Below are 14,524 nucleotides of genomic sequence, written 5' to 3' on the forward strand. Positions count from 1 at the left end.
AAACCGGCGTTGCCGACGCGACTGCTCGCATCCGGGTTGATGTACCCGACGATCAGGTACAGATAGACGCCGACCGCGAGGTACGCGAACGCCAGCCCGGTGAACAGGGAGATCCCCCACCACTAAACCCGGGTGAGCCGACGACGGCCCGAGGCGACAGCCCCCGGACCGGTCGTCGTCTCCGCGGCACGCTCACGGACCTCGACTGTCACGGGGTGTCGAAGCCGGCGTCGTCGGACGGATCGTCGGAACGCTTGCGATAGACGGTGATCCCGACCGCGACGAGGACCGCGACTGCCACCACCGCGATGCTGATCCCCAGCCACATCAGCCAGCTGGTGCCGACCTGATCGACCTGTGCCCGCGGGCCGTCGGCCCGGATCGTCATCAGCTCGGCCTGACCCGCTCGCCCGGCCACCACCACGTCCCCTCGAAGATTCGCCAGATCGCCCTGCTGCTCATCAAGGTAGGTGAACAGCGGCTCGACGAGATCCCACGAGCCCGATGTGCTCACGAGAACGACCGTTCGTGAGTTCTGCGCGAACGCCTGGATGGTCCCCAGCCCCTCGGGGATCGCCAGCCGGACCTGCGCCGGCAGATCGACGAGGGTGGACGAATCCTCGGAGTTGATCGGCGGATTCAGCGGACGCGCGTTCGCTGCCGACGCCACCACGAGCGCGCCGGTATTGCTGGCGATCGCCTGCTCGAGCGGGACGAGCACCGGCGCCAACGGGGTCACCGAACTCCGCTGCACCGACGCGATCAGCTCGGCAGCTGCGTCGAGCTGGGCGGGGTTCGTGTCGTCCAGCGCGACCTGAACAGTCGGTTGCCAGCCCAGCGGGACCGACGAGAACCCGCCCATCCGAACCGGTGTCGTGCTCGACGACGCCGTCGACGACGGGTCGATCTGGAAGCTCAGCGGCACACTTCGCGGCGAGCACGCACCTGGTCCCGGTTCGTAGGAGATCCGGAACTCCAGCGGTTCGTTGGCCGCGACCTGGGCAGCCGGAATGGTGAATTCGGTGTCGAGGCTTCCCGACGCGTTCAGGGCGCTCGTGTGCAGGATCTCCCCGCCACTGACCGCCAGCACGTTCGCCCGCTCGTCCTCCCGGACCGGGGTGTAGCGCGCGAGCAGGTGCACGTTCACCAGACCCGGACGTCCGAGCGAGAGCATCGTCGGGTCGAAACCCGGTACCAGCGTGGTGATTCCGAGCACGTCGGTGGACAATCGATCCGAGAACTCGCCGAAGGTCACCGAATCCGACCCCCGTACCGGACGCCCAGACACCGATTCGACGGCGGCAGAACCGGTCTGGGCCAGATCGGTGAGCCCGTCGCGGAACAACGCCACCTGGTCCGGCAGCGAGTCGGCGTTGCCGCCGATCACCAGAGCAGCCGACGGTTGTCCGGCACGTTCCAGACGAACACCTCCCGGACCATCCTCCTCGCCGATGACGACGGTTCGCTCCAGCGGGCCGCCCGGGGTCGGCACGCGCGTCCCGGCCGACTCGACGACATCGATCGACACCCGTTGCGGACGATAGTGATCCGTGATCGCGGCAACCGTACCCAGAGTGGCCTGCGCGACCGCTGCACTCGGGTCCTGGGGCGTGACGATCGTGACGTCACCGACCACGGTGCCGAAGAACTCCTGAATGGTGCGGGGCGACGACGCAACACCGGCATAGGCGACGTTCAGGCCGGTCAGAGACACGTCCGGGATGGGTCCACACACGGAGTCATCGTCGCCGTTGCGCAGTGTCAGACGCAGATCCGCACGGCCGTTGTCACCGACGGGCACCGCAGAGAGCGGGACCGAGAACGGTGTGCTCAGCTGCCGCGGACCGAATCGCGGGACGACGACGGTGCCGACGATCGTGCCATCGGAGCGGGCGACCTGGATGAAGGCATCGGACACATTGGTCGCCGACGCCACCACTCCCGACAGCCTGGTCGGTGACATCCCCTCGGGCACCGGGATGCTCACACCGACCGGGACGTCGGCGCTGTCGAACGTCACCGAGTTGCCCATCCCGAGTTGTCGCCAGTCGAGCGTCGTGGGGCCGTCCCCGGGGGCGGCGACGGCAGGTGCCACCGCAACCCCTCCGACGATCAGGGCCGTCACGACGGCGCACCAGATGCGGCGGAGGACACGGGTCTTGCTAGGCATCTTCAGGACCTTTCGGCGGTGCGGGCACACCGGGCATGGCAGAGAGCCCGTGCACGGTCTTTTCCCAGTAGGAGGGTTTGTAGATGAGTTGGGCCATACTCTTGATCGCCGCCATGGACTGCAGGAACCAGTAGCCGGGGACGAGGAGAGCTGCGCCGAGCAGATGCGGCTTGCCCTGGGTGCGCGCGGAGACGACGCCCAGCATGATGGTGGCCAGGTTGCCGACGGTGAACATGAGCAGGCACAGGTAGTAGATGGGCCCTGGGAACAACGAGTGCATGAAGTCGGGCTTGCCCGCGAACCACACCAGCAGCAGCGCCCAGAACAACAGGTTGAGGGTGTTGGCGATCGGCATTCCCGCGGTCAAATTCGAGATGCGCAGCGCGGGAACGAGTCCGATCTCCCGAACCATGTCGAGTGGCCGGCGGGTGTGGACCAGGAACGTCTGCAGATAGCCCTTGTACCAGCGCGACCGCTGGCGGACCCAGTTCACCACGTCGGCATTGGCCTCTTCACCGGTCAGCGAATCCAGGACCACGGTTCGATACCCGTAGCGCGCTAGACGGATTCCGAGATCGGCGTCCTCGGTGACGTTGTAGGCGTCCCACCCGCCGACCTCACGCAGCACGTGGGTGCGGATGTGATTCGACGTCCCGCCGAGCGGGATGACGCACTTCGACGCACTCAGCGCCGGCAGCATGTAGGAGAACCACTGGTCGTATTCGATCGCGAACCAACGGGTCAGCAGGTTCTCACGCTCGTTGTAATAGCCGAGACGCGCCTGCACCGAGGCGACGTCCGGCGGGGAGGCGGCGAACACCGCAGCCGCCTTACGCAATTGGAGCGGGTCCGGAATGTCCTCGGCGTCGTAGATCGTCACGATGTCGCTGCGCTCCGACGGCAGACTCATGGCGACGTTGCACGCCTTGGGTTTGGTCCGCGGTTCGCTCGGCGGCACCAGGACCGTGGTGATCCCGTCGAGATCGGCATCTTCGACCGCGGCGCGCGTCTCGTGATCGTCGCTCTCCAGGACCAGAAGGATGTCGAGTTTGTCTGCGGGATAGTCGATCCTGCCGACTCCGGCGACCAGATTCGTGACGATCTCGGGCTCGCCGTACACCGGCAGCAGGACCGTGTAGACCGGCAGATCGTCGTCGGGGATCACCCGGGCGTCCTCGTCGGACACCCGTAGGACGCCCCGACCGGACATTCCGCGGGTGATGAGCACGAACTTGTCGATGCTCGACGCCAGGAAGTACACGGCGCAGACACTGAGAACAACCGCGAGCGACACCCGCCACGTCAGCGCGAACGCGACCGCGATCGCCACCGCAACGACCACCAGGCCGAGGCGCTGCCCACGACTCAGCGGATGGCGCGCCGACAGCGCCGTCACATGGGCAGCAGGCGAACCGGTACGCCCGGACGCGCTCACCGCGACGGTCGTTCGACTGCGTCGATCATCGACCAGGCGAGGTCGGTCAGCGCGAGGTCCAGGTCGGGATTGCCGACGACCTGATCTCGGCCATCGGTGCCACCGCGCACGAGCCAGCTGAGGGGTTCGACGACGGTGGTGGTGTAGCTCGGTGGCCGCGGTTCCGCGACCTCCGACCCACTCGCCTGGTCACGGTTCGCCAAGAGGTAGATGGCGTAGTAGCGCTCGCCGGCCGGCGTGGGAACTCGCCACCCCCAGAACCGACCGGTCCACAGGGCCTCATCCGAGGTGCGTACCGACTCGAGAGTGTTGGCGATACTGCCGATCTGGGTGTGTCGCCCACCCGACGAGGCAGGCGTCGCGTCAGTCGTCGCCGGAGGCACCGTCTCGTACCACAGTCCACGACGGTAGCTGGAGAAGCGCCCCAGATCGGTGGTGGAGTAGACGTCGAGATACGCGGTGGACAGCGGCCTGTCCGCGGGGCCGGTCTGCCCCGTCGTGACCCGGTACCGGCGCACGTCGCCACCGGAACCCATGACCCGCGGACCCCAGTCGAACACCTCTGGTTCGGTGATGCCGATGCCGAGCGTCCGCATCTGTTCGAGCCACTCCGCACCGATCGGCGGTGACGCCACGGGCGTCGGTGAATCCGGCGCGAGCGGCATCATCGCGAGGATCGCCAATGCCACCAACCAGGCCGACGCGAGCGTGGCGACGGACTGCTTGGGCAACCCGGCGTGCGCCGAACCGGCTCTGCCGAAACGGAATCGCACGGCGATCGCGGTCGCGGTGACCACCGCTGTGGGAACCGTGTAGGCCAGGATCGGTGTGTGCTGGACAACCAGCACACACGTGGTTCCGACAACCCCCGACACCACGGCGGTCACAATGGCGACGCGCGGATGACGACGCAGGGACATGAACGTCACGACGAGGGCAACCGCCACGGACAACAGGCCGAACGCGACGGTCGAACCGCCGAGAAGCTGCCCCATGAGCAGGTAGTTCGGCGGGAAGCACGTCAGCAGGAACAGCCAGACGAGGTAATCGCGGACAACCCGCCGGATTCCGAAGACCACGATCGACGCCGCGAACACCCAGATGAGCAACGGGATCAGATCGGCGTGCCAGAACGCCGCCACGGCACGCACCCGGGGGATGACGAGCGCCGCGGTGAGGCCGAGCGCGCCGCCCACGACGACGACCAGGATCCGGTCGAACTCGCCGTCCCCGATCTCGCGGCCGCGCGACGACACATCGAGCCCGAACGCGATCATCAGACACCACAGCGGCACGAACAGCAGATATGCAGTCGGCGACCCCTGGCGCAGCGCATCGAACTCGGCGGCGATCGCCGGGGCGAACGCCAGCATGCCCGCACCCATCGTCGACGCGTAGCGAACGCCCATCGACATCTCGCGAGGTGCGGTCAGGGTCTCCCGCCATGGACGCCGGCCGGTGTGGTGCGCGGTCGGCGGAGCCGTGCCGGTGTCGGCGTCGGCGTCCGCATACGGCGGTGACGCAGGCGCGACAGAATCAAGAACAGTCATGAGCCCTCCCCAGGACAGCGCCTGAGCATCGAGCGTCGGCGCCGGCCGCGACTCGCCGCCACCCCCGTGGCCCCCCTGGCGTCCGAATCGCGAACTACAAGCAGAGTAACGCTAAAAAGAAAGTTGTTGGAGCACGTCGCCCCGGTGTTCGTCTGATCAAGGGAACGATCCGCGGCCCGCGATCGGCCAGCTGCAAAAACGTCCTGAGTATTGAATCATACTGTGCAGCAGTACATTTGATCTGTCGTCGCGAGCGCGATCGGATCTCGCCCAGCTCCATTACCGTGCACCGAATCACTTGACTTATGTCACACATTTGCAGCGGGCACCGGGAGATGGGTACTGGGTCAGCCGTCCTAGTGTGATTGCGAAAACTAGTGCGGCGCAACGACTCACAATTCCTACCTGTCGATCAGCAAAGGTCGCTTGAAGATCGTTAACGAGCCCGACCCGAGGACAGTCACTAACAACCAAAAGTTGATGAAAGGCAATGGTGGTGGGATCGTTCACCGCGTGATGTCCACGGTCGACCAACGCGCCGGGGCACAGTCGCTCCATGACTCGCTTCAGGCGATCTACTGGACGGCCGACCTTGTTCAAGGAGACCTCACCGGTTATCACCACATCGTGTGGCCGGACATCGGTGGCCGACTTTTCGAACCGGCCATGCTCGACGGCAAGCCTCACTGGGCTCACCGAGCCGGAACTGACCCCCGAGTCTTTGCCGCCGGCCGGCTCAGCGCAGCTCTTCGCGCCGATTCCTGAGCGATCGTCTCGGTCCGATCGACGGCCGACTTCGCCCCTGGGTCGTCAGCCGACCGGAGCCTCTGTGACTGCAGTGTTCGATGCCTCGGTCACCGCGTCTACCGCCTCGGTGAACGGCGGGATGAAGAACCGCGCCCCGAGGACGCAGCAGGCGTGACCGCCGTCGACCTCGAAGCGCTGCGCGCCGGGGATGCCGTCGACCAGCAACTGTTGACGTTCGGGCTCGACCACCCGGTCGCGGGTGGAGACGACCACGGCGGTCGGGACGTCGACCTCGTGCAGCCAACCTCGGGAATCGAACTCCCCCAGCCCGTTTCCGAAGTCGCCGAGGTGTGCAAGCGGCGTCGAGAAGAACTGCCGGAGCGCCCAGATCGTGGTGTGGGCTGCCTTGTCGAGGCTCTTGTCGGACACCCGCGGCAGGACCCGGTACACCGGGCGCAGGATGCGTCCCATGCGTTCCGACGACGCGCGATGCCGGGGATCGTGGGTACTGAAGTACGGGCCGGTCGAACACAGCACGAGGCCGGCCACCCGCTCGGGGTGTCGCCGCCACACCAGCTGAGCGATGCCCCCGCCCATCGAGAACCCGGCGACCGTGAACCGGTCGATGCCCAGGACATCGGCGAGGGCGACGACGTCGTCGGCGCAGTCACGCAGGTCGAACGTCTCGGATTCGATCCCGCGACCGTGCCAGCGCGCGTCCAGGGTGATGACGCGGTAGCGGTCGTTGATCGCCGGGATCGTCGGGTACCAGCAGAGCAACCCGGTCGTCAGCACCGAGTGCAAGAGGAAGACCGCCGGAGCGTCGCGCGGGCCCGAGTCGGTGACGAAGGCGCGTCCGCGCCCGGGGAGCTCGACCATCCGGCCTTCGGGGATGTCCCGGGCCGGGTAAGGGGTAAACACGTGTCGGATGGCGCGCGCGGTGCCGTGCACGAACTCGGGGATCACGCACTCAACGGTACGTGAGATGCTGATCACATGATCGACATCGCCCGTCCGAAAATCGAGGGGTCGATCGCCGTTGCGGACGGCGGTCGTCGGATCGGATTCGCCGAGTACGGATCGGCCACCGGACGGGCCATCGTCTGGCTGCACGGGACACCCGGTGCGCGGCGCCAGATCCCCGTCGAGGCGCGCGCGTATGCATTGGAACGCAAGGTCCGGCTCATCGGCCTGGATCGGCCGGGCGTGGGGTCGTCGACCCCCCATCGATACGACAACGTCGCCGACTTCGCGCCCGACCTCGCCGAGGTCCTCGAGGCCCTGGGCATCGACGACTTCGCGATCATCGGACTCTCCGGCGGCGGACCCTACGCACTCGGGGTCGCGCACGCCATGCCCGACCGGGTGACGGCGGCCGGGATCCTCGGCGGCGTCGCGCCGACGGTCGGGCCCGACCGGATCGAGGGCGGCGCCATGCGACTCGGCACACTGCTGGCGCCACTCGTCAGCGTCGCCGGTGCCCCGATCGGCCAGGTACTCAGCGTCGCTCTCGGTTTCGCCCGGCCGATCGCCGAACCCGCGATCACCATCTACGGTCGGCTGTCCCCGCAGGCGGATCGAGAACTGTTGGCACGCCCCGAGTTCCGGGCCATGTTCCTCGACGACCTGCTCCACGGCGGCAGCCGCCGGATGGCCGCACCGTTCGCCGACGTCGTGGTGTTCGCACGGGACTGGGGCTTCCGCGTCGGCGACGTCACCGTGCCGGTGCGCTGGTGGCACGGCGACGACGACCACATCATCCCGTACGCCCATGGGGAACACATGGTGTCGCTGCTGCCCGACGCGAAGCTGTTCGAGATGCCCGGCGAAAGTCACCTCAGCACTTTGCACATGGCGACCGACATCATCGACGAACTGCTCGCACTGTGGGACCAGTCGCGGCCGCCGCTGGGCGAGTGAGTTTTCCCCTGGTCGAGTAGGGGCGACCGACGCCGTGCGCGGACCAGTGGCTTCGACCAGCAGAAAAAGTCACCAGCGCAACCCCTGCTGGTCGAGCAGCGTCGACCGCGCGAAGCGAGGACGCCGCGCCCGTCGAGACCACTCCCAGTGGTCGCCCAGTGGCTTCGACACGGCGCCTCGCTGCGCTCGGAGCCGGCTCAACCAGCGGGAAACGTCACCTACACAACCCCCCGCTGGTCGAGCAGCGCCGACCGCGCGAAGCGAGGACGCCACGCCCGTCGAGACCACTCCCAGCGGTCGCCCAGTGGCTTCGACACGGCGCCTCGCTACGCTCGGAGCCGGCTCAACCAGCAGAAGAAGTCACCTGCGCAACCAGCAGAAAAAGTCACCGGCTCAACCAGCAGAATGTCAGGCGGGGATCGGCGCCGTGGCCGACAGCCCGGCGGCGAGACCCAGCGCCACGGCCATGATCGCCAGTTCGACGACCGCGGCACGGACGGAAGCCGTCTCACTGCTGCGATGCCGCTGCACGGCCGGTAGCCAGCGTCGCCGGTGCCACGCGGCGAGGGCCACGAGAATCACGAGCACCACGGCCTTCGCGAGCAGGATGCGGCCGTAGCCGCTGCTCGCGAGGTTGGCCGGGCCGTCGATCTCGACCAGTCCGGAGATCAGGCCGGTCACCGTGAGCACTCCGACCGCCCACGGTGCGCGGCCGGAGAAGACCGGCAGGCTGCGCGCCCAACCGGACCGGCCGCGCACCGAGATCAGCATCGCCGCGAGCAGACCGCACCACCAGGCCGCGGCCAGCGCGTGTGCACCGATGAGGAACGGACCCCACGAGTCGTTGCCGGCGTGCCCGGCGATCGAGGTGGCGAGCACCCCGATCGCCGCGAGCGCGCCGACCACGAGGACGGGGATCTCGACCCCGGTCAGCAGATCCAGGACCACCCACGCCAGAACCAGCAGCCCGGCGACCAGCGCCACCATCTCGGGCGCGCCCGAGAACAGGACGTCACCGAAGTCGCCTGCCTTGACGTCGAGCACCTCGATGCCCGCCCGATCGGCTGTCCGGACCCAGGCGCCGACCAGCGTCGCCAGAACCCAGACCCCGGCCAGCAGGCCGATCACTCTGGTCGAGGGCTCGGCGTCGACCGTCGGCAGGGCGCCCAGTCCGAGCAATACCACTGACACACCCAGTGCGAGGGTCGTGGGCACGGCGACCAGGTCCGGACCGTCGGGACGGGCGAGCACGTAGCTCACCATCAGACCGCCGGCGAGGGTCACCACCAGGATGAACCCGTTGCGGACGGTCATCTGATGTCAGCTCCGTGTCGACGGTCGCCGGCTCACCCAGAACACGACGCCGAGTCCGACGATCAACACGACCGCGGCACCGGCGATGAACCACCACACCGGGATTCCCTCGTCCGACGACGCATCGACCGCTTCGATCGCCGGGCCGGGTTCACCGTTGCCGGCAACCGCGAGCTCGAAGGTGCGCTGTCCGCTGATGACGTGCCCATCGGCCGAGGTCACCCGGTAGTTGACGACGTACTCACCGGCCGGACCGAGTTCGCGCACCCCGACACGCAGGTTGGGGCCATCAACCGTCGGGTCGCCGTTCTGCCAGTAGTGGTCGTCGGGCCCGACGACGTTGAGCACCGCATACGACGACTGGATCGGCTCGTTGAAGGTCAGCGTCACCGCCTGCGGACCGGTCTGAAGTGTCGCCCCCTCGGCGGGGTCGGAGGAGACCAGCCGCGAGTGCGCCGACGCCGGGGCTGCCGCCCACGATCCGACGAGCCCGAGACACAGCAGCGTCGCGAGGACCAGGACGACGCGTCGAACCGGCGCGCGACGGTCAGGCATCGCCGCCGCCACGGCCGTTGCGTCGCAGGGCTGTCAGCGCCGCGACGCCGATGACCGCGCCGAGAGTGCCGACCACCAGGCCGATCCCACCGAGCCAACGCGCGGCGGAGTCCTCAGACGATGCCGACGACTCGGAGGTGTCCGATTCGTCGGCGGTGCCCGTCGTCGAGGCGGAGTGCGATCCGCCGTGGTGGCCGTCGCCGGAGTCGGGCGGCAGCGTCAGGGTCGGCGCGGGCTTCTCCGGCTCGGAGCCGTCGGCGGGCGTCGGCTGGTTCCAGTCGGCCGTCTCACCGTCGGCATAGGTCTGCAACGCCGGCAGTTCGACGGTCTCCTGCTCGGGGAACGGACCGCCGGAGAAGCGGAACTGACCGAACTGGCCCACCGGCACGCCGGGCGAACCCGGGTCGGCGGTCCAGGTGATCTCGGTGACCTTGTCGTCTTTCTTGGTGACGACGGACTTCCAGCCGGGCATCACCTCGGGACGGGCCGAGGTCAGGCCGGGGAGCGTCACCCGCAGCGCGGTCGTCGCCGCGGCGTCGGACTCGTTGGGGACGACGAAGGTGACGACGCCGTACCCGCCCTGGGTGACCGTCGGGGCGTTGGCGGTGACGTGGGCCGACGCGGCACCCGCACCCGTGAAGGAGGCGAGACCGACGACGGCAGCGGCGGTTGCGGGCGCGATGAGGCGGCGGGCGATCGTGGCCCGCGGAGAACTGGATTTCATCAGGAGTGTCTTTCGATGTTTGTCTGGATCGGGCGCGTGGACGCACGCATCGACCCCAGATCTGGGCGATCGGGGGCCAGGCGCGTCAGAACGTGCCGGGCGGTCCGCGAACACCGGTGCCGCACAGCGCAGGTGCGGACAGAACACACGGTTGCGTCCAGAAGACCGGTGCAGTCGGACGCGCCGCGAGGGCGACCGGCGGCATCAGGGATCGGATCACCGTGCCGATCGACGACAGCAGATGCGCGCCAACGACGATCAGGACCGCACTGAGCGGGATCGCCACCAGGTGGGTGAGCAGCATCGGCAGCGTCGAGGTGCCGTGGGCGGCATGTCCCGCGTCGAGCGCGAGGGCCCAGTGACTGGCCGCCTGCGCGACGGAGAGCACCAGCGTGGTCGACGCCGCGGCGGTCAGCAGTCGTCCTCGGCGCGGCGCGAGCAGCATCGCCGCGATCGCACCGATCGCGGCGCTCAGCAGGATGCCCGACGAACTCGGGATCGCCCCGCTCGCCGCACCGTGCGCGGCGACCGCGACCGCGGGAACCACACCGGCCGCGGCGGCGCGCGAGAACGCGTCGGGCGATCGGACGGTGTGGGGCATGGGGCTCATCCTAGATCGGTGGACTGGGCCATCTCCGACCACGGTGTCGCCGGGCGGTGACAGAATCGTTCCCATGTCGGATGCAAGCCTCGGTGTGGAGGTTCGTGAACTCTCGTCCCCCGACGAGCTCGAAGACCTTCTGCGGATCTTCGACGACGTGTGGCGGCCCGACCCGACGAACCGGCCCGTGGGGACCGACATGCTGCGGGCGCTCACCCACGCCGGCAACTACGTCGCCGGCGCGTTCATCGGCGACCACCTCGCCGGTGGCAGCGTCGCGTTCTTCGGTGCGCCCGTCGGCGAGACCCTGCACAGCCACATCACCGGGGTCACCCGACGCGGCCGTGGCCACCAGGTCGGTTACGCGCTGAAGATGCACCAGCGCCGCTGGGCACTGGAGCGCGGACTGTCGACGATCACCTGGACCTTCGATCCGCTCGTCGCGCGCAACGCCTACTTCAACCTCGCCAAACTGGGTGCGACGCCGGTGCATTACTACGAGGATTTCTACGGCGAACTCGGCGACGAATTGGGCGGCGATGCCGACTCCGACCGGGTGCTCATGTCCTGGAATCTGCACGCCGCGGCCCCGTCCGCCTCCCCGGTGTCGGTGGACGACGTGCTCGCCGACGGCGCGGTGTCGATCATCGATGCCGACCAGCCGTCGCGACCCGTCGCGCACCACGATCGCGTCACCCCCGACGCCGGCGTCGTCGTCGAAGTTCCGCGGGACGTCGAGTCGATGCGGGTCAGCGCACCACTCGACGCCGCCCGGTGGCGGATCGCGCTGCGGGATGCCCTCTCGCCGCTGTTCGTCGACGGAGACGCTCGCCGCGACGTGCGCTTCTTGCGTTCCGGACACTATGTGTTCGGTCCGGCCGGCTCGGGGGCCCGGTGACGGACGACGACGTGGCTCCTGCCGAACTGGCACCGGCCGACTGGCACACCTTTCCCCACACCCTCGCCGACGTCCTCCCGGCGGCGTCGCTTGCGCTCGGGGTCACCGCTGCGGGCGCGGGTCCGACTGTGCCGCCGGGTGATTCGGTCGTGGTGCTGCTGATCGACGGCCTCGGTGCGACACTGCTGGACGAGTACGCCGACCACGCACCCACACTGCGCGAGCTCACCTCGACGACGCTGCGGGCAGGGTTCCCGGCCACCACCGCCACCAGCATCCTGAGCCTCACCGGCGGGACATCGTGCGGCGTGCACGGGATCATCGGGTACAGCTTCCGCCCGGGCGACGAATGCCGCACCCGCGGGTCCCGGCGCGTGCTCAACTCGCTCCGGTGGACTCTCGACAACGCGTCGGGTCCGTCCGCGCTGATGACCTATCCCCCGGCCCTCGTCCGAACCGAGCGCGGCAGTCTGGAAGATATTGCCGCCGACGGCGTCCGAGTGACCTATGTGATGCCCGGCGAGTTCCGCGGAACCGGCCTGACGATGGCCGCGTTCCGCGCCGCGGGCCAGTTCCTGCCCGCCGTGACTCCCGACGGCATCCGCGAGGCCGTGCTGACCACCCTGCGCCGACGAAGCCGCCACCGACGCTTCGTATACGCCTACTACAGCGAACTCGACATGGCCGGCCACATCCACGGGCCGGGATCACCGGAGTGGCTGGAGAAGTTGCGCGTCGTGGAGCGCCTTGTCGCCGACCTCGCCGCCGAACTGGACGATGGGACAACCCTTCTCGTCACCGGCGACCACGGGATGATCACCGCCGACCGGGCGATCGACATCGACACCGCGCCCGCGCTACTCGACGGCGTCGACGCCGTGGCCGGCGAAGCACGGGTCCGCCACGTCTACGCGACGCCGGGTTCGGCCGACGACGTCCTGGCCGGCTGGTCGTCGTACCTGGGCGACGCCGCGCACGTGGTGTCCCGAGAGCAGACCATCGACGAAGAATGGTTCGGCCCGGTGGTGAATGATGCGGTCGCACAACGCATCGGTGACGTCGTCGCGGTGGCCCGCGGCGCCACCACCCTCACCCGCAGCACCCGCGAGACGATGGAGTCGATGATGCTCGGCCATCACGGCGCCTGGACCGCTGCCGAACAACTCGTGCCCCTGATCGTGGCGTCGGGGTAGCGCGGGTTTGGTCGAAGTCACTGGCTGGGATCGCGGGGCCGGTCGCCAAGTGGCCTCGACGGGCGCGGCGTCCTCGCTTCGCTCGGTCGACGCTGCTCGACCAGCAGGGGGGTCGACGCTGCTCGACCAGCAGGGGGTCGACGCTGCTCGACCAGCAGGGGGGTCGCTCGACCAGCAGGGGGGTCACGGGGTCGATGTCCCGCTGGTTGAGCCGGCACCGAGCGCAGCGAGGAGCCGTGTCGAAGCCACTCTCTCGGATCAGGGAGCAGCGGGGTCGTCGTCGGTGACGAGGTCGAGGCGCACGCCCACGAGTCGAACCGGGCGGTCGATGTCGAATCTGGCGAGCAGGTCGGCGACCACCGACTCGAGTTCTGCGAAGTCGAGGCTCGGGGCGGGGAGCTTCCGGGACTTGGTGCGGGTGTAGAAGGTCGTGGTGCGGACGGTGACCGCGACCCGGAACGGCAGTCGCTCCTCGCCGACGACCTGATCGAGCAATTCACGAAGGAGTTCGCCGGCAGCAGCCCGCATCTCGGTCGCGTCGCTCAGGTCGGTCGCGAACGTCCGGGACTTGGAATGCGAACGGGCCAGCCAGGGTTCGGCGGTGATCGCCGAGTCACCGCCGCCGCGGCACAGCACGTACAGCCAATTGCCCTGGTGCGGACCGAACATGGCGATCAGATCGTCGCGAGGGGTGGCGATCAGCTCGGTCACCGTGGTGACGCCGGCGGCGGTCAGCTTCGACGCCGTCTTCGGCCCGACGCTCCACAGATCGCGAGTCGGCCTGTCCCCCATCAAATCCAGCCAGTTGCGATCGTCGAGCAGGAACACCCGCGGGGCGTCGGCGCCGTTCGCCCCGGCGCCCGGCGGCCGTTTGGCGAACCCGGTGGCCATCTTCGCCCGCTGCTTGTTGTCACTGATCCCGACGCAACTCGTGAGTCCGCACCGGTCCAGGATCTCCGACCGGATCCGTTCGGCGAGGTCGACGATGGCCTCGTCGTCGAACGGATCGACCTCCGCGCCGCGGGCGTCGACCCCGAGGTAGGCCTCGTCCCAGCCCCAGACCTCGACGGGGTGGCCGGTGGCGCGCAGGACGTCCATGACGTCGGCGGACGCGGCATCGTAGGCACTCATGTCGAGCGGCAGATACACCGCGTCGGGCATCTTGCGGTGTGCTGCCCGCAACGGCATACCCGCACGCACACCCACGTCACGCGCCTCATACGACGCGCAGGTGACCACCTTGCGGGCTTCGGTCGGATCGCCGTTGCCGCCGACGATCACCGGCACCCCGACGAGTTCGGGAGCCCGCAACCTCTCGACCGCCACCTGGAACTGGTCGAGATCGACGTGCAGCAGCCACCGATAGCGCTGTGGAACCGAAGTGGTCACGACGCCCAGGGTAACCGCCGGTTGTCAG

Annotated in this window: 13 protein-coding genes; 4 read left to right on the forward strand and 9 right to left on the reverse strand. The window is 68.6% G+C overall.

Features of this window, described 5'->3' with window-relative positions; translation table 11 throughout:
• Positions 1–208 precede the first annotated feature (208 nt).
• The 3 genes from AB4Z55_RS21980 to AB4Z55_RS21990 are packed head-to-tail and all read right to left on the reverse strand — an operon-like array spanning position 209 to position 5,155.
• Positions 209–2,170 (reverse strand): hypothetical protein, encoded by a 1,962-nt coding sequence (locus tag AB4Z55_RS21980; RefSeq protein WP_369520533.1) that lies wholly within the window; start codon positions 2,168–2,170, stop codon positions 209–211.
• Positions 2,163–3,605: a glycosyltransferase family 2 protein gene (locus tag AB4Z55_RS21985; RefSeq protein ID WP_369520534.1), complete on the reverse strand. Its 1,443-nt coding sequence runs from the start codon at positions 3,603–3,605 to the stop codon at positions 2,163–2,165. The genes AB4Z55_RS21980 and AB4Z55_RS21985 overlap by 8 nt, the downstream gene beginning before the upstream one ends.
• Positions 3,602–5,155 carry a hypothetical protein gene (locus tag AB4Z55_RS21990; RefSeq protein WP_369520535.1) on the reverse strand — a complete coding sequence of 518 codons (1,554 nt, stop codon included), beginning with the start codon at positions 5,153–5,155 and terminating at the stop codon, positions 3,602–3,604. The genes AB4Z55_RS21985 and AB4Z55_RS21990 overlap by 4 nt, the downstream gene beginning before the upstream one ends.
• A 426-nt stretch (positions 5,156–5,581) precedes the next feature.
• Between AB4Z55_RS21990 and AB4Z55_RS21995 the strand changes: the two genes are divergently transcribed.
• A complete protein-coding gene (locus tag AB4Z55_RS21995) occupies positions 5,582–5,920 on the forward strand; it encodes a hypothetical protein (protein WP_369520536.1) in 339 nt (112 codons plus the stop codon).
• Between the two features lie 45 nt (positions 5,921–5,965).
• On the opposite strand, the gene AB4Z55_RS22000 is transcribed toward AB4Z55_RS21995, so the two are convergent.
• Positions 5,966–6,868 (reverse strand): alpha/beta fold hydrolase, encoded by a 903-nt coding sequence (locus AB4Z55_RS22000; protein ID WP_369520537.1) that lies wholly within the window; start codon positions 6,866–6,868, stop codon positions 5,966–5,968.
• A 30-nt stretch (positions 6,869–6,898) separates the two neighbouring features.
• Here AB4Z55_RS22000 and AB4Z55_RS22005 point away from each other — a divergent pair, with 30 nt between their 5' ends.
• Positions 6,899–7,822, forward strand: a complete 924-nt coding sequence (locus AB4Z55_RS22005) for an alpha/beta fold hydrolase (RefSeq protein WP_004023404.1) — start codon at positions 6,899–6,901, stop codon at positions 7,820–7,822.
• A 408-nt stretch (positions 7,823–8,230) separates the two neighbouring features.
• On the opposite strand, the gene AB4Z55_RS22010 is transcribed toward AB4Z55_RS22005, so the two are convergent.
• From AB4Z55_RS22010 to AB4Z55_RS22025, 4 genes are all read right to left on the reverse strand, one after another.
• On the reverse strand, positions 8,231–9,136 hold the full coding sequence (locus AB4Z55_RS22010; RefSeq protein ID WP_369520538.1) for a copper resistance D family protein: 906 nt from the start codon (positions 9,134–9,136) through the stop codon (positions 8,231–8,233).
• A gap of 6 nt (positions 9,137–9,142) precedes the next feature.
• A complete protein-coding gene (locus tag AB4Z55_RS22015) occupies positions 9,143–9,691 on the reverse strand; it encodes a copper resistance CopC family protein (RefSeq protein WP_239399827.1) in 549 nt (182 codons plus the stop codon).
• Complete coding sequence (locus AB4Z55_RS22020) at positions 9,684–10,415, reverse strand: YcnI family protein (RefSeq protein WP_369520539.1); 732 nt, start codon at positions 10,413–10,415, stop codon at positions 9,684–9,686. The genes AB4Z55_RS22015 and AB4Z55_RS22020 overlap by 8 nt, the downstream gene beginning before the upstream one ends.
• An 85-nt stretch (positions 10,416–10,500) precedes the next feature.
• On the reverse strand, positions 10,501–11,016 hold the full coding sequence (locus AB4Z55_RS22025) for a YtxH domain-containing protein (RefSeq protein ID WP_248644807.1): 516 nt from the start codon (positions 11,014–11,016) through the stop codon (positions 10,501–10,503).
• Positions 11,017–11,089: 73 nt separating this feature from the next.
• Here AB4Z55_RS22025 and AB4Z55_RS22030 point away from each other — a divergent pair, with 73 nt between their 5' ends.
• Entirely contained in the window at positions 11,090–11,914 is an 825-nt protein-coding gene (locus tag AB4Z55_RS22030; protein WP_369520540.1) for a GNAT family N-acetyltransferase, read from the forward strand.
• Positions 11,915–11,925: 11 nt separating this feature from the next.
• Complete coding sequence (locus tag AB4Z55_RS22035) at positions 11,926–13,107, forward strand: alkaline phosphatase family protein (protein ID WP_369520541.1); 1,182 nt, start codon at positions 11,926–11,928, stop codon at positions 13,105–13,107.
• A 258-nt stretch (positions 13,108–13,365) separates the two neighbouring features.
• Here the strand turns inward: AB4Z55_RS22035 and AB4Z55_RS22040 are convergent, their stop codons facing one another.
• Entirely contained in the window at positions 13,366–14,496 is a 1,131-nt protein-coding gene (locus AB4Z55_RS22040) for a DNA polymerase IV (RefSeq protein WP_369520542.1), read from the reverse strand.
• Between the last annotated feature and the right edge of the window lie 28 nt (positions 14,497–14,524).

This window comes from Gordonia sp. ABKF26, from assembly GCF_041103195.1.
GTDB lineage: Bacteria > Actinomycetota > Actinomycetes > Mycobacteriales > Mycobacteriaceae > Gordonia > Gordonia terrae.

Excerpts from the sequence above, each read along its gene's own strand:
- AB4Z55_RS21980 (WP_369520533.1), bottom strand. The coding sequence starts at position 2,170 with ATGCCTAGCAAGACCCGTGTCCTCCGCCGCATCTGGTGCGCCGTCGTG.
- AB4Z55_RS21990 (WP_369520535.1), bottom strand. The coding sequence starts at position 5,155 with ATGACTGTTCTTGATTCTGTCGCGCCTGCGTCACCGCCGTATGCGGAC.
- AB4Z55_RS22005 (WP_004023404.1), top strand. The coding sequence starts at position 6,899 with ATGATCGACATCGCCCGTCCGAAAATCGAGGGGTCGATCGCCGTTGCG.
- AB4Z55_RS22010 (WP_369520538.1), bottom strand. The coding sequence starts at position 9,136 with ATGACCGTCCGCAACGGGTTCATCCTGGTGGTGACCCTCGCCGGCGGT.
- AB4Z55_RS22015 (WP_239399827.1), bottom strand. The coding sequence starts at position 9,691 with ATGCCTGACCGTCGCGCGCCGGTTCGACGCGTCGTCCTGGTCCTCGCG.
- AB4Z55_RS22020 (WP_369520539.1), bottom strand. The coding sequence starts at position 10,415 with ATGAAATCCAGTTCTCCGCGGGCCACGATCGCCCGCCGCCTCATCGCG.
- AB4Z55_RS22025 (WP_248644807.1), bottom strand. The coding sequence starts at position 11,016 with ATGCCCCACACCGTCCGATCGCCCGACGCGTTCTCGCGCGCCGCCGCG.
- AB4Z55_RS22030 (WP_369520540.1), top strand. The coding sequence starts at position 11,090 with ATGTCGGATGCAAGCCTCGGTGTGGAGGTTCGTGAACTCTCGTCCCCC.